Below are 22627 nucleotides of genomic sequence, written 5' to 3'. Positions count from 1 at the left end.
CAGGAAAATTATAAAAGATTTCTGCAAAAAGCCGTCTAAATAAGCCATAAGACTATCGTAATAAGACTTATTTTACATCCGTGTATCATTTTAGCATGAAGCAAGAAAAAAATACCTGCTGTTTTTCCCTCTTTTTACGAAAAAGGCTTTAGTTCTGTCTTAAAAAAAATAAGAGTGAAGTATTAACAAACATTTAAAACCTTATGTATTATATTGCACTACCAAATTAAAATAGAAACGTTACTTTTGTGCGTTAAATACGAACTAAAAATACAAAATGGATATAGTTATCAAACTCTCTCAATTTCTATTGAGTTTATCTTTACTTATTATTCTTCACGAATTAGGGCATTTTATCCCTGCAAAATTGTTTAAAACAAGAGTCGAAAAATTCTACTTATTTTTTGACATTAAATATTCTCTCTTAAAAAAGAAGATTGGCGAAACTGAATACGGAATCGGATGGTTGCCATTAGGTGGTTATGTAAAAATCTCCGGAATGATTGATGAAAGTATGGACAAGGATCAAATGGCCCTTCCTCCACAACCTTGGGAATTTCGTTCGAAACCGGCATGGCAGCGTTTAATTATTATGTTGGGTGGTGTTACGGTAAACTTTATTCTGGCCTTTATTATTTACATTGGAATGGCATTTGCTTACGGTGATATTTATGTAGCCAATGCGGACTTGAAAGATGGTGTTTTGGTTGAAAACCCTGTAATGCTAAAAGCAGGTTTCAAAACCGGAGACAAATTCCTTGCTGTTGACGGACAAAAGATCGAAAATTTCGATAATGATATCAACATGAAAATTATCATGGCCAAAGAAATCTTAATCGAAAGAAATGGACAACAGCAAACCATAAAAATGCCAACTGACTTTGTCGATCAATTGTCAAAACAGGAAAAAGCGCATCTTGTAGACATGAGAATCCCTTTTGCGGTAGCAAGTGTTACAAAAGAATCCGGAAATACAGCTTTAAAAGCAAAAGATTTAATTGTTAGCCTTAACGGTCAGGACGCAAGATACTACGATCAGGTAAAAACGATTTTAGAAAGCAACAAAGGCAAAACTATTCCCGCTATTGTTTTACGTGATTTAAAGAAAGTACCAATTACCGTTAAAATTTCTACAGCCGGAAAACTTGGTGTTGGCGTTGGAGGTTTAAATATCGAATCCCTAGAAAAATTAGGATACTATAAGGTAAGCAAAAAAAGCTATACTTTCTTAGAATCAATTCCGGTTGGACTTACAAAAGGTAAAGATCAGTTAGTAGGTTACGGAAAACAACTTAAAATGATTTTTAATCCTGAAACAAAAGCTTACAAGCAAGTTGGTGGTTTTGCAGCGATTTTTAACATTTTCCCAAGTAGCTGGAGCTGGGAAACCTTCTGGTCTATCACTGCTTTATTGTCAATTATGCTTGGAGTAATGAATTTATTACCAATTCCTGCTCTTGATGGTGGTCATGTAATGTTTTTATTATACGAAATAATTAGTGGTAGAAAACCAAGCGATAAATTCCTTGAAAACGCCCAAATGGTTGGTTTCGTTTTACTTATAGCACTGCTTTTATTTGCTAATGGGAACGACATTTACAAGGCAATTATGAAATAGAAAAAAAAATCAATAAAAAGTGTCAAAATATTTTTGAGAAACTAAAAAACCTCTTATATTTGCACTCGCTAAAAAGAACAGCAACTTCCTCCTTAGCTCAGTTGGTTAGAGCATCTGACTGTTAATCAGAGGGTCCTTGGTTCGAGCCCAAGAGGGGGAGCAACTTTTTAGCAAACATATTTACCTTTAAGGTGATTCCTCCTTAGCTCAGTTGGTTAGAGCATCTGACTGTTAATCAGAGGGTCCTTGGTTCGAGCCCAAGAGGGGGAGCTTATCAAATACCACTTACAAACGTAAGTGGTATTTTTTTTGCCCTTTTATTTCATTCTAGCACACAGCCCATACCCTATTCAATCATTTCCTCAAAACATCTGATAACCTCACGCATTCGCTGGCTTTTAATCGAAACTAAAGTTAAAACCTTCGCTTTTGATACGGAGTCCCCTCCCCATCCTCACAATACCCCTTAAGACTCAAAAGAAACATTGCCCAGTTGTAATTACACCATTGATAGAATTCCGTCAGCTCACGCCAGTCAAAATGCTTTAAAACAACCGCCGTTACCCCGCCCTTCTCTTTTAAATCAAACGAAATACCCGTTCCGATCCACTCCGGGTCCGAATCCACACATTCCCACAACACTCTTTTATTTTCAATCAATTCAATCACCTTCATTTTCGTGACATCTTCGTCCCCGAAATTAAACTCATTAACAAAACCCAATTCCGGCCTGACAACCAACTCGTCTGTCCAGATAGCACCAAGCCCCTCCTGCGTGGTTAACACCTTATAAACCTCCGAAATTGGCGCTTTAACATAATTAACATGTTCTATTTTTTCCATTTTCATAATTGATTATTATTTACAATCTCAAAGTTAACAAGTTTCACACCACCCCAACACAAAGCACTACCTCAAAACCCCAAAAACTTTACTTCACCAACATCACAACATCAATAAGCCACAAACCCACACAAACAGTACAATAGAGTCAAGTATCAAAAAAAATACAACAACAACAAAAACAAAAAAACCGTGGTTTCAACCGCAGGCAATATTCAAATCAAAGATCAAGTTCAAAATTTATGAAGCAAAAAAAAGCCCCTTCTAAAAAGAAGAGGCTTTAATGTACCCGGAGCCGGAGTCGAACCGGCACGGTTTCCCACAGGTGTTTGAGACCAGCGCGTCTACCAATTCCGCCATCCGGGCTTAGCAGACGAAAAAACAATCAAAATTTGATCATTTCAACGCAATAGAACAAGTTCATTATGATGTCATAACTATGCTTATTCCTTTAACACGGTGCAAATGTAAAAAATAAAATTAAAAATTCTAATAAAAATACTTAATTTTTTCCTTTCAGTGTCCAATAAATTTTCTAAATTTGCACCTCGTTAAAACGAAGCACACACAACTAACTACAAAACAACAAATTAAATGTCGCACCTAGAACCAGAAGCTAAAATTTTTGCTTGTTCACAAAGTGTCTATCTTGCAGAAAAAATTGCAGAACAGTACGGAATTCCGTTAGGAAAAGTAACGATGTCGAAGTATAGTGATGGAGAATTCCAACCATCGTATGAAGAATCAATAAGAGGATTACGTGTTTTTATCGTGTGTTCAACTTTTCCATCTGCTGATAATTTGATGGAATTGTTACTCATGATTGATGCAGCGAAACGTGCGTCAGCAAGACACATTACAGCTGTTATGCCTTATTTTGGTTGGGCAAGACAAGACAGAAAAGACAAACCAAGAGTTCCGATTGGAGCAAAATTAGTAGCTAATTTATTAGATGCTGCCGGAGCAACAAGAGTAATGACAATGGATTTGCATGCAGATCAAATTCAGGGGTTTTTCGAAAAACCGGTAGATCATTTATTTGCCTCAACTATCTTTTTACCATACGTAGAAAGCTTAAAGCTAGACAATCTGACTATTGCATCTCCAGATATGGGAGGTTCAAAAAGAGCATACGCTTACTCTAAGTTCCTGGAATCAGATGTAGTAATCTGTTACAAACAAAGAAAAGCAGCCAACGTTATCGACACTATGGAACTAATTGGTGAAGTAAAAGGCCGTAACGTAATACTAGTAGACGACATGATCGATACGGGTGGAACATTAGCAAAAGCAGCAGATTTAATGATCGAAAAAGGAGCATTAAGCGTTAGAGCCATATGTACACACGCTATTTTATCAGGTGATGCCTATGAAAAAATTGAAAACTCTAAATTAAGTGAGTTAATCGTTACCGATTCTATTCCTTTAAAGAAAGAATCAAAGAAAATAAGAGTCGTGAGTTGTGCACCTCTTTTTGCCGAAGTTATGCACATGGTGCATCACAACAATTCCATTAGTGGAAAATTCATAATGTAAGAAGCTATACGCTTTAGGCTTTAAGCCATAAGCTATTTCACGATTACAAAAAAAGCCTAAAGCCTAGCGCTTAAAGCAAATTTAGAATATTTATTAATAACTATATTTTTTTTACAATGAAATCGATTACAATTAAAGGATCAGAAAGAGAAAGCGTGGGCAAAGTGTCAACTAAAGCCTTACGTAATGCTGGAGCGGTTCCTTGCGTGTTATACGGAGGAAATCAGGCAGTACACTTCTCAGCAGACGCTGCAGCGTTCAAAAACTTGGTTTACACTCCAAATGCACACACAGTTGTGATTGAGCTTGGAAAAGGAAAATCATTTACAGCAATCTTACAAGACATCCAGGTTCACCCTGTTTCTGACAAAATTTTACACATTGACTTCTTCCAATTATTTGATGACAAAGAAATCACTATGGAAGTTCCTGTAAAAATCGTTGGTACATCTAAAGGTGTTCTTGCAGGTGGTGTTTTACGTTTGAACACTCGTAAATTAAAAGTTAAAGCTTTACCTAAAAATCTTCCTGATTTTGTTGAAGCAGACATCACTCCACTTGAAATGGGTAACAAATTATACGTTACTAAAGTTGGTACTCCTGAATACAAAGTTATGCACCCAGACAACACTGTTGTTGCTCAGGTAAGAATTTCTCGTGCTGCTATGAAAGCTGCTCAAGAAGCTGCAAAAGCTGCAAAAGCTCCTGCAAAAGGAAAGAAAAAATAATTTTTTTTCAATTCAAAATACAAAGCATCAATCGAAAGGTTGGTGCTTTTTTTTTGAGGCACTGAGATGCTGGGCTGCTAAGGAGCTAAGTTTTTTAGAACAAAACCCTAAAATGTCTGACTGGGCGAAGTCGAAACCTTTTTTGTGCTTAGTTTTTTTTCAGAAGCAGAAAATGTCGTTTTTTTCAAGACCAGACACTCCTGCCATCCGCTAAATCTTTTCACCCGCAAAAAAGCGGCTGAAAAGGATACCGCTTCTGTCAGGGCTAGTTTTAAAATTTCTCTTTTCATAAGCCCCCTCAATAAATCCAACAATCTAAAAATATAATTATCCAATTAACGAATTGGCACATTCCCTAATTAAGTTTATTTTTGTGCCATGATAAAATGGATAACAAAACTGTTTTCATCAACACAAAAAGAAGAGAACACTGATTATATGAAAAAATATTTAATCGTCGGATTAGGCAATATTGGTGCCGAATATGTAAATACACGACACAACATAGGCTTTAAAGTACTTGATTTTTTAGCAAAAAAAGAAGGCCTTTCATTCGAGACTGTGAAATTGGGCGCCCTGGCCGAATATAAATTCAAAGGAAGAACCTTTTTTCTACTCAAACCAAACACCTATATGAACTTAAGCGGCAAAGCCGTAAAGTACTGGATGGACAAAGAAAATATTCCGCTGGAGAACATTCTTGTAATCACCGACGATTTAAACCTTTCTTTCGGAACTATCCGAATCAAACCAAAAGGCAGCGACGGAGGACACAACGGACTTAAGAACATTAATTTAGTTTTAAACACACAGCAATACACCCGCTTTAGATTTGGCATCAGTGATCAGTTTAAAAAAGGACAACAGATAGACTACGTTTTGGGAGACTGGGACGAAGAAGAAAAAGCAAAATTACCGGAACGTCTAGAAGTCGCTTCAGAAATTATTAAATCTTTTGGAACGGCCGGTCTTGAAAACACAATGACCACTTTCAACGGAAAGTAAAGATTTTCAATAAGTTAATATTCAAAAAACCAAACCATCAATTAATTAAATAGAATAATAACGAAATAGTATTTTCTATTCCAAAGTTAAATGTCTAAATTTGGAATAAATTATTATAAATCATAAAATCATAATATCATGGCTTTTGAATTACCTCAATTACCTTATGCATATGATGCATTAGAACCACATATTGATGCCCGCACAATGGAAATTCACCATTCAAAACATCATAATGCATATACTACAAATCTAAATGCAGCTATCGCGGGAACAGATTTGGAAGGAAAAACAATCGAAAACATCTTAATCAATCTAGATAAATCAAACGCAGCGGTTCGTAACAATGGTGGTGGTTTTTACAACCACAATTTATTCTGGACTGTAATGACTCCAAATGGTGGCGGATTACCAACAGGTGATTTATTAGCAGCTATTGAAGCTTCTTTTGGAACTTTTGAAGAATTTAAAGCAAAATTTGCTAAAGCTGGTGCTACACAATTCGGTTCAGGATGGGCTTGGTTATGTGTACAAAAAGGTGGAAAATTAGATGTTTGCGGAACTCCAAATCAAGACAACCCATTAATGCCGGAAGTAGGCTGTGGTGGAACTCCTATTTTAGGAATGGACGTTTGGGAGCACGCTTACTACTTAAACTATCAAAACAGAAGACCTGATTATATTGAAGCTTTCTTTAGTGTAATTAACTGGACTGAAGTTGCAAGAAGATATGCTTTAGACAAATAAGAAAATAGAGTAAAGAGTATAAAAAAAAGACGAGTACCAAATGGTACTCGTCTTTTTTTTGTCATTATATTTCGTCATTCCCCTATACTCTTTTCTCTAAAAAAAAGAAAATAAAAAAGGCGGAATCACTTCCACCTTTTTTGCCCCAAATCTACCATAAACTTAACCTACTAATGTTATGGTTCAGTAAATGTATGGCAGCTATTTTAATGAAAAAAACTTTCTAGACGAAAAGCAAATATATCCGATGAAGTGACGTAAAATCTTACTTTAGAAATACTTGACTTTATTCCAATAAAAAAGGTGGAATTACTTCCACCCTTTTTGCCCCAAATCTACCATAAACTTAACCTACTAATGTTATGGTATTTCAAAAGTATTGTAGCTTTTCATTTTCACCAAACAAATAAGATGAACGGTAAAAAAAACCGATGAAATGCACAAATTAACCTTTTGTTAGTATTTTATTAATACGCTCTAGCGTCTTTCCCTTCGTAGAAGTTCATGAAAGCTCTATTCACAACACGGTTTCCTCCCGGGGTTGGATAATCTCCTGTAAAATACCAGTCTCCAAGGTTCTTCGGACAGGCAATATGCAAATCTTCTACTTTTTGGAAAATGATTTTTACTTCAGCATTAATTTCAGGAGAGCTTAACATTTCGGCGATTTTAGCTGAAATTTCCTCAGGGGTAAACTGATCGTAAATCGCAGTAACATAGTTTACAACATCGCTGTCTATAAAATTTTCCTGAGCTTTACACTTGGCATAAACCTTGTCAACGATATGATATAAATTTCTTTCTTTCAATAAAGCCAAAGCCGCTCTAAAAGCCACAAGACCTTCCAGTTTCGCCATATCGATTCCGTAACAGTCAGGGTAACGAATTTGTGGTGCCGATGAAACAATTACGATACGTTTAGGATTTAAACGATCCATCATCTTTATAATACTCATCTTTAAAGTGGTACCACGAACGATACTATCGTCTATAATAACCAGATTATCTGTTGGCTTGATTACTCCGTAGGTAACATCATAAACGTGCGCAACCAAATCATCACGACTACTGTCTTCTGTAATAAAAGTTCTTAGCTTTGCATCTTTGATCGCCACTTTCTCTGTACGAATCTTTACAGCCAATAATTCCTGTAACGTCTCAGCTGTAAGTGTATTTCTGTTGGCTAAAATATAATTGTTCTTTCTTTGATTTAAAAAATCCTGAGCCGCTTCAACCAAACCATAAAAGGATGTTTCGGCTGTATTTGGAATATAAGAGAAAACCGTATTATCTGTATCACTGTCAATTGACTCCAGAACAGCAGGTAAAATTAATTTTCCTAAATTTTTACGTTCCTGATAAATTTCTGCATCACTTCCTCTTGAGAAATAAATCCTTTCAAAAGAACATGCTTTTTTAACAGTTGGTTCCAGAATTTGATTCATAGAAACTGTTCCGTTTTTTTTGATGATCAAAGCATTCCCTGGTTCGATTTCCTGTACACTTTCAAAAGGCACATTAAATACCGTTTGAATAACCGGTCTTTCAGAAGCAACAACCACCACTTCATCATCCTGATAATAATACGCTGGACGAATTCCGGCCGGGTCTCTAAAAACAAAAGCATCACCATGACCTAATAGTCCGGCCATTGCGTATCCTCCGTCTAAGTTTTTAGCTGAACGGGCTAAAATTTTTGCAATATCCAATCGGTCTGCAATCACAGGAGAAGCTTCTCTCTTAGAATAACCTTCAAGTTTGCAATCCTGATAAAGCTGCATCACCTCTTTGTCTAAGAAATGCCCAATTTTCTCCATAACAGTAACCGTGTCAGCCATTTCTTTTGGATGCTGACCAAGTTCTACTAAATTTTCAAAAAGCTCCTTAACATTGGTCATGTTAAAGTTACCTGCTAAAATTAGATTACGGTGCATCCAATTGCTCTGGCGCAGGAATGGATGTACGCTTTCGATACTGTTTTTTCCGAAAGTTCCATAACGAACGTGCCCCAGAAACAACTCTCCTATATAAGGTATGTTTGCTTTTTGCTTAGCAACATCATCTGCATATTCAGGATGAGAACTCATCTCTTCATTAATACGCTCATTGATTTGCTTAAAAACATCCTGAATGGGTTGTGAATGATTGGAACGAACCCTGCTGATATAACGTTCACCAGGCGCCACATCTAATTTGATGCTTGCAAAACCAGCTCCGTCTTGTCCACGGTTGTGCTGCTTTTCCATCATCAGATACATTTTCTGTATTCCGTAAAAAGCTGTTCCGTATTTTTCTTTGTAATATTCAAGCGGTTTAAGAAGTCTAACCAAAGCTATACCACATTCGTGTTTTAAAGCGTCGCTCATTGTGTTTTGTATTTTGTGTTGTTGTAAGTTGTGTGTATTAACGTAATAAAAAAGCCCCGTTATTATTCGAGGCTTTTGGGCATTATATTTCTATGTCAAACTGAGTTAACGACTTAAACTGTTGTAATCGAATCGCCACTTCAGCTTTGCTTAGGGTTTCCATCCTTTCTGTTCCAAATTTCTCTACACAGAATGAAGCTAAATTTGAACCGTAGATAATCGCATTTTTCATATTGCCAAACGAAATGTTTTCGCTTTGCGCAATGAATCCTGAGAAACCGCCGGCGAAAGTGTCTCCAGCCCCTGTTGGATCAAAAACATCTTCCAATGGCAATGCCGGAGCAAAGAATACTTCTCTATTATGGAATAAAAGTGCACCGTGTTCTCCTTTTTTGATCACCACATATTTTGGTCCCAATTCCTGGATTTTAGCTGCCGCTTTTACTAATGAATATTCTCCCGAAAGCTGTCTTGCTTCTTCGTCATTGATCGTGATTACGTCTACACGTTTAATAACGTCCAATAATTCAGGTAAAGCACAATCCATCCAGAAGTTCATTGTATCTAAAACTACTAATTTTGGTTTTTTCTCTAATTGATCCAAAACACTGCTTTGTACTAATGGATGTAAGTTTCCTAACATTACCACATCAGCATCTTTATAGTTTTGCGGAACTTTTGGTTGAAAATCAGCCAAAACATTCAGTTCTGTTACTAAAGTGTCTCTTGAATTTAGATCGTTGTGGTACAAACCGCTCCAGAAAAAGGTTTTTCCGCCTTTTACAATTTCGATACCTGAGATATCAATATTTTTTGAAGTCAATAAATCCAAATGCTCTTGAGGGAAATCGTCTCCAACTACAGAAACAATAGCCGATTGCAGGTTGAAAAAAGATGCTGATAAACCAATGTAAGTCGCAGCACCACCTAATATTTTATCTGTTTTCCCGAAAGGAGTTTCAATCGCGTCGAAAGCAACCGTTCCAACAATCAATAATTTATTCATTTTATGAATTTCGAATTAGGGTGCAAAGATACTTCATAAGTTACAATATTGCAACGGTTTAGGTTCTCAAAATTTTCATAAAAAATCAAGGCCGTTTTCGGGGATAAAACTATTGTAAATGAGATATTTATATTAAAATCTTTTAAAAGATTAAAATAGGTTTTTAGGATTTAAATCGCAATACTTGTTTTCGAAAAAAGGTTTGAATGTTTTTGATTAGATTTGTGTAAATATCAAACCTTATTTATGAAGAAAATTTTGTCTTTATTAATGCTTTTTTGCTTTTTAAGTTCCTGCGAAAGAAAAGAACCAAATTTTTCTGAAGAGATGATTGGGAAGTTAGTATTTAAAGATGATGGATTGCCTCCATATTACCTCGGATTAGATTTATATGTTATCACAAATAACAACGAAATACATCAGACAAATAATAACGAATTGATGTTTTTTTATAAAAAGTATTATTCTAAGAAATTCAAATCTTTTAATCAGTTCCTAGATGCTGGCCTAAATAATAATTTTGTTTTTGATAAAAAGCTTTTTAAAGAGAAAAGTTATTATTTAGAAAGTTTCAAACTGAATTCAAAAATAGAAAAGGAATATTCGGATTTAGGGTTTGAGGAATTTCTAAAAAAATACTCAAAAGAAACAACATCTAAAAGATTAGCTCTTAATCGAGCAACTATAAAAGACGGTGAATATTTAACTATCGCATACTTTTTATACAAGAACAAATATGATATAAGCTCCGATTGTTATCTGGCAATTGATTATTTAAGAAAAAGAGAAGATTCTTTTAAATAAATTCTACAACTCATACTTCTTATCAAAATAATTCTTCAAAACCCCAAGCTGAATGAGCATCATAAAAGGAACTACTAAAATAGCATATAAAACATTTTCAGAAAAATGAATACCTGAAAACAGTGCCGAAATTTTATCTGCATAAGAACTTCCTGTTTCTACAGTAGCATTGCTTCCGTTAAAAAACAAAGCATAAACAGCCAAAGCCGCCAAACCAAAGCCAATCACAAACCAGGTAAACTTAGAAATTAAAGGTTTGTAAATTTTAACCTTGCTCTGTTCAGCCACCAAAACCTGAGCCATTACTTTTGAGGTAAAATCAATTGATGGCGCATCCAAAGGGATTTCGCTCATCATTTTATCAATAAGATTTTCTAAGTTTTTATCGCTCTCTTTCATAACACTGTACTATTTCTGGTTCTAATTGTTTTTTCAAAATTACGGCTAGTTTTTGTCGGCTTCTAAATAATTTCACCTTGACATTGTTGGCTGTAATTCCCATAACTTTTCCAATTTCTTCTAAATTCTGATCTTCAAAATAAAATAAAGTTAGCAGAATGTTTTCTTCTCTCGGCAGCATGCTTAAACAGTTCTGAATCGTCTGCTTTCGTTCTTTATCCTCCAAAGCACTCAAAGCATTGTCCATAGTCTTAATCAAATGTGCCGAAAACTCATCTATCGAAATATTAAGATCTTCTTTTTTATTTTTCTTCAAACGATCTAAACAGGTATTATACGTTACTTTATAGGCCCAGGTTGAAAATTTCGAATCACCCTTAAATTTACCCAGCGAACTATAAATTTTAACAAAAGTGTCTTGCGAAACTTCTTCAGCCTCTTCCCTGTTTTTAACCATTTGAAGTGCCAGAGTAAAGATCATATTCTTATAACGATCTACCAGTACGGCAAACGCATTGGTCTCGCCCTGCAGAATTTTATCGATATAATGTTGATCTGGTATTGTACTCATATTATATAGGACGATAGTTTGTTATTCCAGGTTACAAGAATTTTAAAATAAATCTCAAAAAAATAAATTTCAAATCTCAAACTCTAAATTCCAATTGTTGAGTTTGTTAGAACTTTGGTAAAGTTTCAACATTCAAAATTAACTCATAATCAGCATGTTTTGGGATTTTGAATTTAAAAATTGATTTTTTTTACAAAAAGTTGTAACCTAAAATTAAAAGGTATCGTCCTATGGAGTATCAATCAATTAAACAATAAAAAATATGGGACCAGAAATTTTAGTACCAATCAGCCTGTTTCTAATGATCTTCGGGATCATTTATCTTATTTACTCGACCAGAAACAGAGAGCGTTTAGCACTTATCGAAAAAGGCGTTGACGCTAGCATCTTTTTAAAAGGGAGCGGAAAAGGTGTTCCGACCTGGAAGGTTCTTGTTTTAAACTTGGCCTTTCTATTAATAGGAAGCGGTGTTGGTATTTTTGTTGCCTTACTTATTACAACTTATACTTCGCTGTCAGATTCAGCAGTATATCCGTCTATTATTTTTATTATGGCAGGAGTTGGTTTACTTGCCGGATTCAGCAAAGCAAAAGATTTAGACAAAGAGTAAAAACAGTAAGTAATACTTTTAACAACAAAAAAACGCGTCGAAACCATTGTTTCCGACGCGTTTTTTTTTATGACTTTGAGCCAATGGTTTCGTAATAAACATCGACAGAAAGATTCTTTTGCATGGATGCCATAACTGCCAATTCATCGCAACGTTCGTTCTGAGGATGATTGTTATGACCTTTAATCCATTTAAAATCGACCTGATGTTTACGGTAGATAATCAGGAAACGCTTCCATAAATCAGGATTTTTCTTACCGGTATAGTTTTTTTTCTCCCAACCAAAAACCCATTTTTTTACAACAGAATCGATTACATATTTTGAATCGGAAACTACCAAAACTTTCATGTTTGGCTTTTTTAACTTTTCGAGCCCCACAATTACAGCCAAAAGCTCCATTCTATTATTGGTAGTAAGACGAAAACCTTCATAGAATTCTTTCTTATGGGGAGTTCCTACCAATTCCATCACCACACCATACCCCCCGTTTCCGGGATTTCCTTTTGCAGCGCCATCCGTATATATATGTACTTCGTGATTCATTTTTGTTTTTTTTAACCATATAAGAGATATAAGTTCATTTAATACTTACGTCTTATATTTCTTTGTCAAATATGATAATCGTTATTTAAGAGTATAACTTATATATTCCTATATGGCTTATATGGTTTGTTTTTTTTGAAAGTTTAATCCTCTAGTAATCTCGAAATTATTTCCGGAAAATACTTTTGTTCCAGTTCATGAATCTTTTCGGCCACTGTTTCCGGGGTGTCCTCTTCGGTTAGGGCTACACTTTTCTGAAAGATGATACCGCCTTCATCATAATTTTCATTTACAAAATGAATAGAGATTCCTGTTTCTTTCTCTTTATTATCAACTACAGCTCTGTGTATGTGCATGCCATACATTCCTTTACCTCCATAATGAGGTAAAAGCGCAGGATGTATGTTTATTATTTTATCCGGATATTGTTCTATTATATTCTCTGGAAATTTCAATAAGAAACCTGCAAGAACTATCAGATCCGGATCTATTTCTTGTATTTTTTGTAAAACATTTCTTTCCAAAAGTTCGTTTTTTGAGAAGATTTCGACTGGAATTTGATGATTTTTTGCTCTTTCAATAACTTTTGCTGAAGCGTTATTTGTAAAAATCGAAACGACGCTTGCAATTTTGGTCTTCGCAAAATATTTTATAATGTTTTCAGCATTAGTACCTGATCCTGAGGCAAAAACAATAATTTTTTTCATAATCCAATTTATTTTTAGACTGCAAAAAACGGAATAAAAATCGAAAATAAATAGCATTAAAAAGTCTTTCTTGAAATTAATTTTATAAATTAGTGTTACATTTATAAACTAAATAGTTGTTTTAAAATAAAGTTTTTTATTTTTGCCAACAAATTAAATTCTAAAATTAAAGATTATGTCAGACATTGCATCAAGAGTAAAAGCGATTATCGTAGACAAATTAGGTGTTGACGAAAACGAAGTTGTAACAGAAGCAAGCTTCACTAATGATTTAGGAGCTGACTCATTAGACACTGTTGAGCTTATTATGGAATTCGAAAAAGAATTTGATATTCAAATTCCAGACGATCAAGCAGAAAACATTGCTACTGTTGGTCAAGCTATTTCTTATATCGAAGAAGCTAAAAAATAATAATACTGCACCCGATTTCTAAAAATCCCCAATTTTTGAAATTCAAAATTCCAAAATTGGAATTTGATTTTTGAAATTTGATTTTTTTAAGAGTCGGGTGTTATTATTTTTTTTCAAATTTAAATTTCGATTGATTTTCAATCAAAAAGATATATTTATATTGTAATGCCCATGGCTCTTAAGTAAACAGTACAGTTAAGAAAGCGTGGGTTTTATTTGTTTAAAGTACAAAATACATATTTATGGCATTAAGGCGAGTTGTTGTAACAGGATTAGGTGCACTTACTCCTATCGGGAATAATATCCAGGAATATTGGAATGCACTTGTGAATGGAGTTAGCGGAGCGGCTCCTATCACATATTATGATACAGAGAAGCATAAAACGAAATTTGCCTGTGAAGTAAAAAACTTCAATATTGAAGATTTTATGGATCGTAAAGAATCTCGTAGATTAGATAAATTCGCTCAATATGCTGTTGCTGCCAGTGATGAAGCTATTAAAGATGCCGGACTTACTAATGACAATATCGACAAACAAAGAGTAGGTGTTATCTGGGGAGCAGGAATCGGAGGTTTAGAAACTTTCCAGGAAGAAGTAATTTATTATGCTAAAGGAGACGGAACTCCAAAATTTAATCCGTTTTTTATCCCTAAAATGATTGCCGATATAGCACCTGCACACATTTCGATGCGTAACGGATATATGGGACCAAATTATACTACTGTTTCTGCATGTGCATCTTCTGCAAATGCATTAATTGATGCTTTCAACTACATCCGTTTAGGAATGTGCGATGTTATTGTATCCGGTGGTTCAGAAGCTGCTATTACCATTGCCGGTATGGGAGGTTTTAACTCTATGCATGCTTTATCAACAAGAAACGAAAGCCCTGAAACTGCTTCAAGACCTTTTGACGGAACCAGAGACGGTTTTGTATTAGGAGAAGGAGCCGGAGCATTAGTTCTTGAAGATTACGAACATGCAAAAGCCAGAGGTGCAAAAATTTACTGTGAAATTGGCGGTGGCGGAATGTCATCTGATGCTTACCACTTAACAGCACCACATCCGGAAGGAATTGGAGTTATTGCAGTAATGAAAAATACCCTTAGAGATGCCGGAATGAATCCTGAAGATGTTGATCATATCAATACTCACGGAACTTCTACTCCTTTAGGAGATGTTGCTGAATTAAAAGCAATCAGCGCTGTTTTTGGAGAACATGCAAAAACAATCAACATTAACTCTACAAAATCAATGACAGGTCACTTACTTGGTGCCGCTGGAGCTATTGAAGCAATTGCTTCTATTTTAGCAATGCAGCACGGAATTGTACCTCCAACGATTAATCATACTGTAGTAGATGAGAACATTGATCCTTCATTGAATCTTACCTTAAACAAACCTCAAAAAAGAGAAGTAAACGTTGCTATGAGTAACACTTTTGGTTTTGGTGGACACAATGCTTGCGTATTGTTTAAAAAATTAGTGGACTAATTTCTGCATATGAATATTATCAAAAAAATATTTTCAAAATCCCGTTCTCTAGAAGACGGGATTTTTTTTGACACTATTCAGAAAATACTTGGTTTTCAACCTGCCTCTATCGATTTTTATAAGAAAGCTTTTACACACCGATCTTCAAATAAATTAGACGAGTCGGGACACCCGATCAATTACGAACGATTGGAATTTTTAGGAGACGCTATGTTAAGTGCCGTAATTGCAGCACATTTGTTTAATAAAGCGCCCAACGGTGACGAAGGTTATCTTACTAAAATGCGTTCGAAAATTGTAAGTCGCGAGCATTTGAATGAGTTGGGTAAAGATCTGAATCTGGTTCGCTTTGTAGAAAGCAAAGTTCCTATCCAGCACTTTGGAGAAAACATTCATGGTAATATTTTCGAATCCCTTATTGGAGCCATTTATCTGGATAAAGGATATTCGTTTTGTGAAAAATTTATTCAAAAAAGAGTGATTACACCTTATGTAGATATAGCTCGACTTGAGGGAAAAGTAATTAGCTATAAAAGCTTGGTTATCGAATGGTGTCAGAAAGAAAAAAGAATCTTTCACTATGACATTTTTGAAGATAACGGCATTGATGGCCAACGCCTGTTTGGCGTCAAATTAAGTATAGACGATAAAGTAGTCGCAAGAGCACGCGCAACTTCAAAAAAGAAAGCAGAAGAAAAAGCCTCACAAAGGGCATATTTTGCATTTCAGGAAAAAATAGACAAGAAATAGCTACAAAACACTTGTAACTATCTTAAAGCTATAACGTTTTCGTTTATAATTTAACAAAAACATACACTTCTTAACTATCGATGCTCCGTTAGAAATAGTATATTTACACCTTTATTTTTCATGACATGGCTATTCATAGATTGGATTTAGACGAATTTGACGAAATTGATTATTATTTAATGGCAATCCACACTTCATTGGAAGATTACAGATTGGCCTATTTTATCAATAAAAACCTTCCGATAAACTTAAGTAAGAGCAAAAACGAGATCCATGCTCAAACTAAAGAAGGCGAGGCAAATTTTTCGAGATTTTATTATTATGATTCCGAAAAAGCAGTTTCATGGAATCTGATTCAGAATAAAAATGAGATCATTTCAGTGAGTAAAAATGATTCTCAAGATTTGTTTTCCAATGAGACAAGTGAGGTTTCAACAACAATTCATTTACTTCCTGAATTCAAAAAAGTAGATTTTTTCCTGAAAGTAGACAATAGCGAAGAAGCTCTTGACTTTTCAGAAATTCAACAACAATTAAACAAAATAGAAAGTATTGCAGCTATATATGCTGTCGATACCGACAAAATAAAATCAAAAAACAATCTAATTTTTTAAAAAAAATGCTAAAAACAAACAAAAAAACCAAAATTGTTGCTACACTTGGGCCTGCATGTAGTACGAGGGAGATTATCAAGGATATGATCGAGGCAGGGGTTAATGTGTTTAGAATCAATTTTTCGCATGCTGATTACGAAGGAGTAAAAGATAAAATCAATATTATTAGAGGTCTTAATGAAGAGTTTGGTTACACTACTGCAATCTTAGGAGATTTACAGGGGCCAAAGCTTAGAGTTGGGGCAATGGAAGAAGGAACAGTTGTAAATGATGGTGACATCATTACTTTTACAACTGCTGAAGATATTATTGGAACTGCTCAGAAAGTATTCATGAAATATCAAAATTTCCCAAATGATGTTAATCCGGGAGAGCGCATTTTATTGGACGACGGTAAATTGATTTTCGAAATTCTTACTACTGATAAAAAATCAGAAGTTACTGCTAAAGTTATTCAGGGTGGAGAATTAAAGTCTAAAAAAGGAGTTAATCTTCCAAACACTAAGATTTCTTTACCGGCTTTAACAGAGAAAGATATTGCTGATGCTATTTTTGCTATTGAACAAAAAGTAGACTGGATTGCACTTTCGTTTGTAAAAACACCTCGCGATTTGCAAGATCTTCAAGAATTAATCGCTAAACATTCAGAGCATAAAATTCCAATTGTAGCTAAAATTGAAATGCCGGAAGCTCTTGAGAACATTGATAAAATTGTAGCTTATTGTGATGCTTTAATGGTAGCTCGTGGAGATTTGGGTGTTGAACTTCCAGCTCACGAAGTACCATTGGTACAAAAAGACTTGATCCGCAGAGCAAAAACTGCGAGAATTCCGGTTATCGTTGCTACACAAATGATGGAAACAATGATTACAAGTTTAACTCCTACAAGAGCTGAAGTAAACGACGTTGCTAACTCAGTAATGGATGGTGCCGATGCGGTAATGTTATCCGGAGAAACTGCTACAGGAAACTATCCGGTACAGGTTATTCAAAAAATGACACAAATTTGTGAGGCGGTTGAAGATTCTCCGCTTATTCAGGTTCCACAAAACACGCCACAAATTAAAACAAAACGTTTTGTTACTAAAACGGTTTGCCATCAAGCAGCTTTATTGGCTAATGAAATCAAGGCAAAAGCAATTTGTACTTTGACAAACAGTGGTTATACGGCTTTCCAAATTTCAGCCTGGAGACCATCTGCACATATTTTAGTATTTACTTCAAACAGAAGAATCTTAACACAATTGAATTTATTATGGGGAGTAAGGTCTTACTTCTATGACAAAGACGAAAGTACAGATGATACTGTAACTGATGTTAACGAAATCGCAAGAGAAAAAGGATATGTTGTAAAAGGAGATTATCTAATCAACCTTGCAGCAATGCCAATTAAAGAAAAAGGAATGGTAAACACCATGAGAGTTTCTGAAATAGAATAGTTCACTTTTTAAAGTATACATTCACACCGAAAAGCCATTCGATTATCGAATGGCTTTTTTATTGTTTAATTTTAAAACACTTAAAAAAAATCTTACCACCAGCTCTGTGGTCAAAATCATAGTCGAAGCTGGAAATACATGATTTACAAAGATCTGTTTTATCGGATTATTTCTAAAGATGAACAGAACAATTAGGTTGTACTTCAGGGAAAACAATACCCGCATAAAACCTGGAATTTTCTTTAATCGTGATCAATTGTTGAAGACTAACAAGTAAGAATTTTACATCTAGTATTATGCCGTTTAAATAAAATAATTTATCTTTAACTACGTAGCGATATATATATTAATAATAATTACTTACAAAAACATTCCCTTTTATTTATACTCTGGATTTTATCAAAATTTTAATAATATCAAATTAAACTAATTTAATCATTAATTTAAACACCACAAGATGAATATTAAAAGAAAGAATCTTCGTATAATCCCAATACTTCTATTGGGTTTAATTTACAGCTGCTCACCTACTGTAAAAGTTACCACCGATTATGATCCCAGTACTAATTTCAACGAGTACAAAACGTTTACTGTTTACGACTTAAAAGCACAGGAAGGACAGGTCAGTCAATTAAATGTTGATCGTGTAACAAAAGCCATCCGTAGCGAAATGATTAGTAAAGGTTTTACAGAAACCACTACAAACCCGGATCTCAAAGTAAATGCAGTATCGATCTTAAAAACCAAAACTTCAGTATCAGCAAACACAGATTTTTATGGTTATGGCGGTATGTATCGTCCATATCGATATTGGGGTGGAGGTCCCATCATGGGAGGCGCCAATACAACAGTCAATACCTACGATTATGTTGATGGCTCTCTGATCATTGATATTGTATCTACAAAAACACAAAAACTGGTATGGCAAGGAATTGGTAATGCTCAAATAGACAGCAAACCCAACAATCCGGAAGAATTTATTACCTCATCTATCAAAAAAATTATGGCCGGATTTCCTCCCGGATTAACAAAAAAATAAGCTTATACCCTAAAAACAATCTCTAAAATACACTACAGATCTGTTAACTCAGTATCGTAACCGAAGCCCATCTAGGATGGAATTAAAAAACTCCCGACTTAACCAGGTCGGGAATTTGTATTGATATATCAATACGTGAAATTAGTAGCTAAAAACTATTTAATCCAGTAAGGCTTTATAATCTTATGCTCTTTATGACTTAATACCAATAAGATAATAGTCGCAATAAGACAAAACAATGTCGCCTGAATACTTCCTTCGGGTCCAAATTCTCCTCCAGTTATCAATACTGAACCTTGTATTTTGCTCACGATTAAACTACTCGTTTTTTCGTTTCCAGATGTGATTGCTCCGTAAATGCCTGATTGTGTAAAATTCCAGGCAAAATGTAATGCAATCGGAAACCATAAACTACGACTGTAAATAAAAGCGGCGCCAAATAAAAAACCTGCGGTAGTAATGCATAAGCCCGACAGAAAGCTACTATGCGGATTTGCAAGATGAAAAACACCAAATAGTATTGAGGAAATTGTAAGTGAAATATAACTTCCCAGTTTTTCCTCCATAATTCTAAATATAATACCACGTACCAATATTTCTTCAATAATGGCAACAGTAAACATAATGGAAAACGGAATCAAGATAAACGAAATAGGATTGATACTTACAACACTATAACTTCCGTTAATATAAATCACTAAAATAGTGAGTGATTGCAAAATAAAACCGATTGAAGTTCCAATAAGCAGATTTCTTGAAAGCCCTTTTAATGCTAATTCTTTTATTATTCTTTTATCATACTTTTTAAAAAAAAGAATGTAACTAAAAATGCATGATGCCGAAACAAAAAGCCCTTTTAAAAGATTACGATAATCTTTATCAAGTGGAGTTAATCCCAGTAATTTTGCTGCAATTTGCTGACCAATAATAACAACTGCCATAAAAGTAAGTAAGGCAAGAATAACTTTGGTTATGGGAGAATTAAACGTTTTTTGTTTTAAAGTAAGCGTTTCCATTTTAATTTGATTTAGTGATTTATGATGTAGCAAAAGTAGCTGGCACCAAAACCAAAAAATAGAATGAAATTTGCCTTCGTTATAATTTTTGAAATTGTTTGGGTAAAAATCCGGTTTGATTTTTAAAGGTTCTTATAAAGTGACTTTGATCTGCAAAACCACATTGAAAACCAATTTCGGTTAGATTCGTTTGGTTAGATTGTATAAGCGTAAGCGAACGATCTATTTTAATTCGACGCATATATTCTCCCAAAGTACAGCCAAAGTATTTAGGAAAATGTTTAGAAATCGTAATGGGGTTTAAATTTAAAATCTGTCCCAGATCGTGCAGACTTGGATTCTCGTTCCAGCAATCATTTAATAATTCGTTTAAGTTTTTTACCCAGAACGGGCTTTTTTCAAATTGGTCCAAATGATTATTGTCTTTGGATAATTGTGCAAACAACATTGCAATGGTATCTCCGGAAAAAGCATCGGCAATCTGAGATTCTTTAAAAATCTTCAGAATTAAAAATTTAGCCAATGTCGTATTCTGAACCGATCTTTCGATAATGGCTTCTGTTAACTGAAGTTCTTTCAACAGATTTTCTTCAATTTCAATATTAATGTTTTTAGACGGAAACAGCGTCTCCTGATTAAGATGCAGTTCATCACTATGGTAAAACAATAACGATCCCGGGCCCACAATAGTACTGGAGTTTTTTCGTTTTTCGGCTGTTCCTCCTTTTAGGAAAAGAGTAATGTGCGCATTATTGTGCGAATGCCAACCTTCGTAAACCTTACTTTTATATTCAGTTTCAACTACAGCAATCCCTTGCGTATTGTTAAAAATGTTTTTGGTGTTTCCTAGATATTTCTCTTTTTCGAGCTCGTACATTTTGTAATATTAAAGGTAATTACAAGAACCAAAATACTACATATTTTAGAGAAACAAATCGTCATTTGGATTTGATTCTAAAATCGTATCTGATTTTACATTGTTTGTAGGTTTTTCTAGCTTAAAAAAAACATTTTATAAAAATTAACGGTTTCAGGTTAGTTTTATTAGTTAAAATTTAATTGTTTTGTAACAAAATTTAAATTACGACAACTAATTTATCAAAACATTAAATATAAATTATGAATACATTTTCATTCAAATCAGTGTTTGCAGCATCGGTATTTTTGGCTGGAACAGCAGGCTGTTTTGCGCAGGACGTTTTAGTAAACTCACTTAAATTAAACGCCAGCGACAAAAGTAAAGAAAACTTTAAATTTACCGAGGTTATCAATTTAGGAACAACTTCTGTAAAAGCTCAGGGTTCATCAGGAACTTGCTGGAGTTATTCAACCAACTCATTCTTAGAATCAGAAATGATTCGTTTAGGAAAGCAACCGGTTGAATTGTCTCAAATTTTTTCGGCAAGAAACGTATATGTTGACAAAGGAGAAAACTATGTTCGTATGCATGGAGCTATTAGTCTTGGTGACGGTGGAGCTTTGCATGATGTAATTAATATGTACAAAAAGTACGGAACTGTTCCGAGAGAAGTATATACAGGATTAAACTACGGAACAGATAAAAACAAATTTGGCGAAATGGGCGCTTTAATCGAAAGTGTTTTGGCAGTAGTAGTAAAAAACCCTAACGGAGAGCTGACACCAAACTGGAAAAAAGCCTATGCAGCGGTAATTGATTCTTATTTAGGTAAAGTACCGGATAACTTTAACTACAAAGGAAAAAACTATACACCTCAAACTTTTGCTAAAGAAGTGGTAGGAATTAATCCTGATGAGTATATAGAAATGTCTTCTTTTACTACCTCTCCATACTACCAAAAAACGACTATGATGGTGCCGGATAACTGGTCATTGGATCAGGTTTACAACGTAAAAGTAAACGACATGACCGATGTTATCGACAATGCACTGAAAAAAGGATATACTGTAGCGTGGGCAACAGATGTGAGCGAGAAAAGCTTTAGCTGGAAAAATGGTGTAGCTTATGTGGCTACAAAAAAATTCGACGACATGACTGCTGAAGAAAAAGCAGACATGTTTAACGGACCAAAAGCTGAGCCGGAAATTACTCCTGAAATGCGTCAGACTGCATTTGACAACTACACTACTACTGACGATCACGGAATGCACATCATTGGTCTTGCCAAAGATCAAAGCGGAAAAGAATATTACATCGTTAAAAATTCATGGGGAGAAACAAACGACTACAAAGGTTTCTTGTTTGTAACTAAGAATTTTGTAAAATACAAAACAACTGCTTTATTAGTAAACAAAGGCGGAATCCCTGCTGAGATTGCTAAAAAATTAGGGGTATAATTTATTCCATATTTTCAAAAATATAAAATAGCGCTGCAATTACTTGCAGCGCTATTTTTTT

Annotated in this window: 24 protein-coding genes and 3 tRNA genes; 16 read left to right on the top strand and 11 right to left on the bottom strand. The window is 34.6% G+C overall.

Translation table 11 applies throughout. The features are described from left to right. The first annotated feature begins 277 nt into the window (after window positions 1-277). The 3 genes from rseP (at window position 278) to AC3IS6_RS05830 (ending at window position 1888) form a co-directional block, all read left to right on the top strand. Window positions 278-1618: an RIP metalloprotease RseP gene (rseP, locus tag AC3IS6_RS05840; RefSeq protein ID WP_489164068.1), complete on the top strand. Its 1341-nt coding sequence runs from the start codon at window positions 278-280 to the stop codon at window positions 1616-1618. A gap of 86 nt (window positions 1619-1704) precedes the next feature. Beyond that, window positions 1705-1778 (top strand) — tRNA-Asn (locus AC3IS6_RS05835). A gap of 36 nt (window positions 1779-1814) precedes the next feature. After that, window positions 1815-1888, top strand: a tRNA-Asn gene (locus AC3IS6_RS05830). Between the two features lie 144 nt (window positions 1889-2032). Here AC3IS6_RS05830 and AC3IS6_RS05825 read toward each other — a convergent pair. Continuing rightward, a complete protein-coding gene (locus AC3IS6_RS05825; RefSeq protein ID WP_489164067.1) occupies window positions 2033-2461 on the bottom strand; it encodes an SRPBCC family protein in 429 nt (142 codons plus the stop codon). A gap of 286 nt (window positions 2462-2747) precedes the next feature. Continuing rightward, window positions 2748-2827 (bottom strand) — tRNA-Leu (locus AC3IS6_RS05820). 228 nt (window positions 2828-3055) lie between these two features. On the opposite strand from AC3IS6_RS05820, the gene AC3IS6_RS05815 reads away from it, so the two are divergent. Together AC3IS6_RS05815 and AC3IS6_RS05810 are read left to right on the top strand one after the other, a co-directional pair. Next, complete coding sequence (locus AC3IS6_RS05815; RefSeq protein ID WP_173965398.1) at window positions 3056-3997, top strand: ribose-phosphate pyrophosphokinase; 942 nt, start codon at window positions 3056-3058, stop codon at window positions 3995-3997. A gap of 116 nt (window positions 3998-4113) precedes the next feature. Beyond that, on the top strand, window positions 4114-4725 hold the full coding sequence (locus AC3IS6_RS05810) for a 50S ribosomal protein L25/general stress protein Ctc (RefSeq protein WP_489164066.1): 612 nt from the start codon (window positions 4114-4116) through the stop codon (window positions 4723-4725). A 107-nt stretch (window positions 4726-4832) separates the two neighbouring features. On the opposite strand, the gene AC3IS6_RS05805 is transcribed toward AC3IS6_RS05810, so the two are convergent. Continuing rightward, window positions 4833-5015: a hypothetical protein gene (locus AC3IS6_RS05805; RefSeq protein WP_489164065.1), complete on the bottom strand. Its 183-nt coding sequence runs from the start codon at window positions 5013-5015 to the stop codon at window positions 4833-4835. Window positions 5016-5103: 88 nt separating this feature from the next. Here AC3IS6_RS05805 and pth point away from each other — a divergent pair, with 88 nt between their 5' ends. Next, a complete protein-coding gene (gene pth, locus AC3IS6_RS05800) occupies window positions 5104-5730 on the top strand; it encodes an aminoacyl-tRNA hydrolase (protein ID WP_489164064.1) in 627 nt (208 codons plus the stop codon). Between the two features lie 138 nt (window positions 5731-5868). Beyond that, window positions 5869-6477, top strand: coding sequence for a superoxide dismutase (locus AC3IS6_RS05795; protein ID WP_489164063.1), 609 nt, complete (start codon window positions 5869-5871; stop codon window positions 6475-6477). Window positions 6478-6944: 467 nt separating this feature from the next. On the opposite strand, the gene AC3IS6_RS05790 is transcribed toward AC3IS6_RS05795, so the two are convergent. Together AC3IS6_RS05790 and AC3IS6_RS05785 are read right to left on the bottom strand one after the other, a co-directional pair. Further along, window positions 6945-8843, bottom strand: coding sequence for an amidophosphoribosyltransferase (locus tag AC3IS6_RS05790; protein ID WP_489164062.1), 1899 nt, complete (start codon window positions 8841-8843; stop codon window positions 6945-6947). Between the two features lie 82 nt (window positions 8844-8925). Continuing rightward, window positions 8926-9849, bottom strand: coding sequence for a PfkB family carbohydrate kinase (locus AC3IS6_RS05785; protein WP_173965402.1), 924 nt, complete (start codon window positions 9847-9849; stop codon window positions 8926-8928). Window positions 9850-10095: 246 nt separating this feature from the next. Here AC3IS6_RS05785 and AC3IS6_RS05780 point away from each other — a divergent pair, with 246 nt between their 5' ends. Continuing rightward, on the top strand, window positions 10096-10653 hold the full coding sequence (locus AC3IS6_RS05780; RefSeq protein WP_489164061.1) for a hypothetical protein: 558 nt from the start codon (window positions 10096-10098) through the stop codon (window positions 10651-10653). Window positions 10654-10656: 3 nt separating this feature from the next. Here AC3IS6_RS05780 and AC3IS6_RS05775 read toward each other — a convergent pair whose 3' ends face one another. Together AC3IS6_RS05775 and AC3IS6_RS05770 are read right to left on the bottom strand one after the other, a co-directional pair. Next, complete coding sequence (locus tag AC3IS6_RS05775) at window positions 10657-11052, bottom strand: hypothetical protein (RefSeq protein WP_489164060.1); 396 nt, start codon at window positions 11050-11052, stop codon at window positions 10657-10659. Then, window positions 11036-11623 carry an RNA polymerase sigma factor gene (locus AC3IS6_RS05770; protein WP_281923131.1) on the bottom strand — a complete coding sequence of 196 codons (588 nt, stop codon included), beginning with the start codon at window positions 11621-11623 and terminating at the stop codon, window positions 11036-11038. The genes AC3IS6_RS05775 and AC3IS6_RS05770 overlap by 17 nt, the downstream gene beginning before the upstream one ends. A gap of 262 nt (window positions 11624-11885) precedes the next feature. On the opposite strand from AC3IS6_RS05770, the gene AC3IS6_RS05765 reads away from it, so the two are divergent. After that, a complete protein-coding gene (locus tag AC3IS6_RS05765) occupies window positions 11886-12233 on the top strand; it encodes a DUF6249 domain-containing protein (protein WP_173965406.1) in 348 nt (115 codons plus the stop codon). Window positions 12234-12300: 67 nt separating this feature from the next. Here the strand turns inward: AC3IS6_RS05765 and rnhA are convergent, their stop codons facing one another. After that, window positions 12301-12777, bottom strand: coding sequence for a ribonuclease HI (gene rnhA / locus AC3IS6_RS05760; protein ID WP_055097607.1), 477 nt, complete (start codon window positions 12775-12777; stop codon window positions 12301-12303). A 143-nt stretch (window positions 12778-12920) separates the two neighbouring features. Next, the gene (gene purN / locus AC3IS6_RS05755) at window positions 12921-13484 is read right to left on the bottom strand and encodes a phosphoribosylglycinamide formyltransferase (RefSeq protein ID WP_489164059.1); all 564 of its coding nucleotides are present in this window, start codon (window positions 13482-13484) and stop codon (window positions 12921-12923) included. Window positions 13485-13659: 175 nt separating this feature from the next. Here purN and AC3IS6_RS05750 point away from each other — a divergent pair, with 175 nt between their 5' ends. The 6 genes from AC3IS6_RS05750 to AC3IS6_RS05725 all read left to right on the top strand — a co-directional run bounded on the left by AC3IS6_RS05750 (window position 13660) and on the right by AC3IS6_RS05725 (window position 19234). Then, a complete protein-coding gene (locus tag AC3IS6_RS05750) occupies window positions 13660-13896 on the top strand; it encodes an acyl carrier protein (protein WP_007137004.1) in 237 nt (78 codons plus the stop codon). Window positions 13897-14138: 242 nt separating this feature from the next. Further along, on the top strand, window positions 14139-15392 hold the full coding sequence (fabF, locus tag AC3IS6_RS05745; protein ID WP_173964765.1) for a beta-ketoacyl-ACP synthase II: 1254 nt from the start codon (window positions 14139-14141) through the stop codon (window positions 15390-15392). A gap of 9 nt (window positions 15393-15401) precedes the next feature. Continuing rightward, a complete protein-coding gene (rnc, locus tag AC3IS6_RS05740; protein WP_489164058.1) occupies window positions 15402-16142 on the top strand; it encodes a ribonuclease III in 741 nt (246 codons plus the stop codon). A gap of 125 nt (window positions 16143-16267) precedes the next feature. After that, complete coding sequence (locus AC3IS6_RS05735) at window positions 16268-16756, top strand: IPExxxVDY family protein (protein WP_173964763.1); 489 nt, start codon at window positions 16268-16270, stop codon at window positions 16754-16756. 5 nt (window positions 16757-16761) lie between these two features. Further along, window positions 16762-18195 (top strand): pyruvate kinase, encoded by a 1434-nt coding sequence (pyk, locus tag AC3IS6_RS05730; protein WP_489164057.1) that lies wholly within the window; start codon window positions 16762-16764, stop codon window positions 18193-18195. Between the two features lie 457 nt (window positions 18196-18652). Next, entirely contained in the window at window positions 18653-19234 is a 582-nt protein-coding gene (locus tag AC3IS6_RS05725; RefSeq protein WP_489164056.1) for a DUF4136 domain-containing protein, read from the top strand. A gap of 155 nt (window positions 19235-19389) precedes the next feature. On the opposite strand, the gene AC3IS6_RS05720 is transcribed toward AC3IS6_RS05725, so the two are convergent. Further along, entirely contained in the window at window positions 19390-20250 is an 861-nt protein-coding gene (locus AC3IS6_RS05720) for a CPBP family intramembrane glutamic endopeptidase (protein WP_489164055.1), read from the bottom strand. A gap of 79 nt (window positions 20251-20329) precedes the next feature. Continuing rightward, on the bottom strand, window positions 20330-21127 hold the full coding sequence (locus AC3IS6_RS05715) for an AraC family transcriptional regulator (protein ID WP_489164054.1): 798 nt from the start codon (window positions 21125-21127) through the stop codon (window positions 20330-20332). Between the two features lie 242 nt (window positions 21128-21369). On the opposite strand from AC3IS6_RS05715, the gene AC3IS6_RS05710 reads away from it, so the two are divergent. Then, window positions 21370-22566 (top strand): C1 family peptidase, encoded by a 1197-nt coding sequence (locus tag AC3IS6_RS05710; RefSeq protein WP_489164053.1) that lies wholly within the window; start codon window positions 21370-21372, stop codon window positions 22564-22566. Window positions 22567-22627 lie beyond the last annotated feature (61 nt).

The organism is Flavobacterium sp. KH_035 (genome assembly GCF_057839565.1).
The sequence above is the reverse complement of the archived record's forward strand: the minus strand, read 5'-3'. Positions and strand labels throughout refer to the sequence as shown.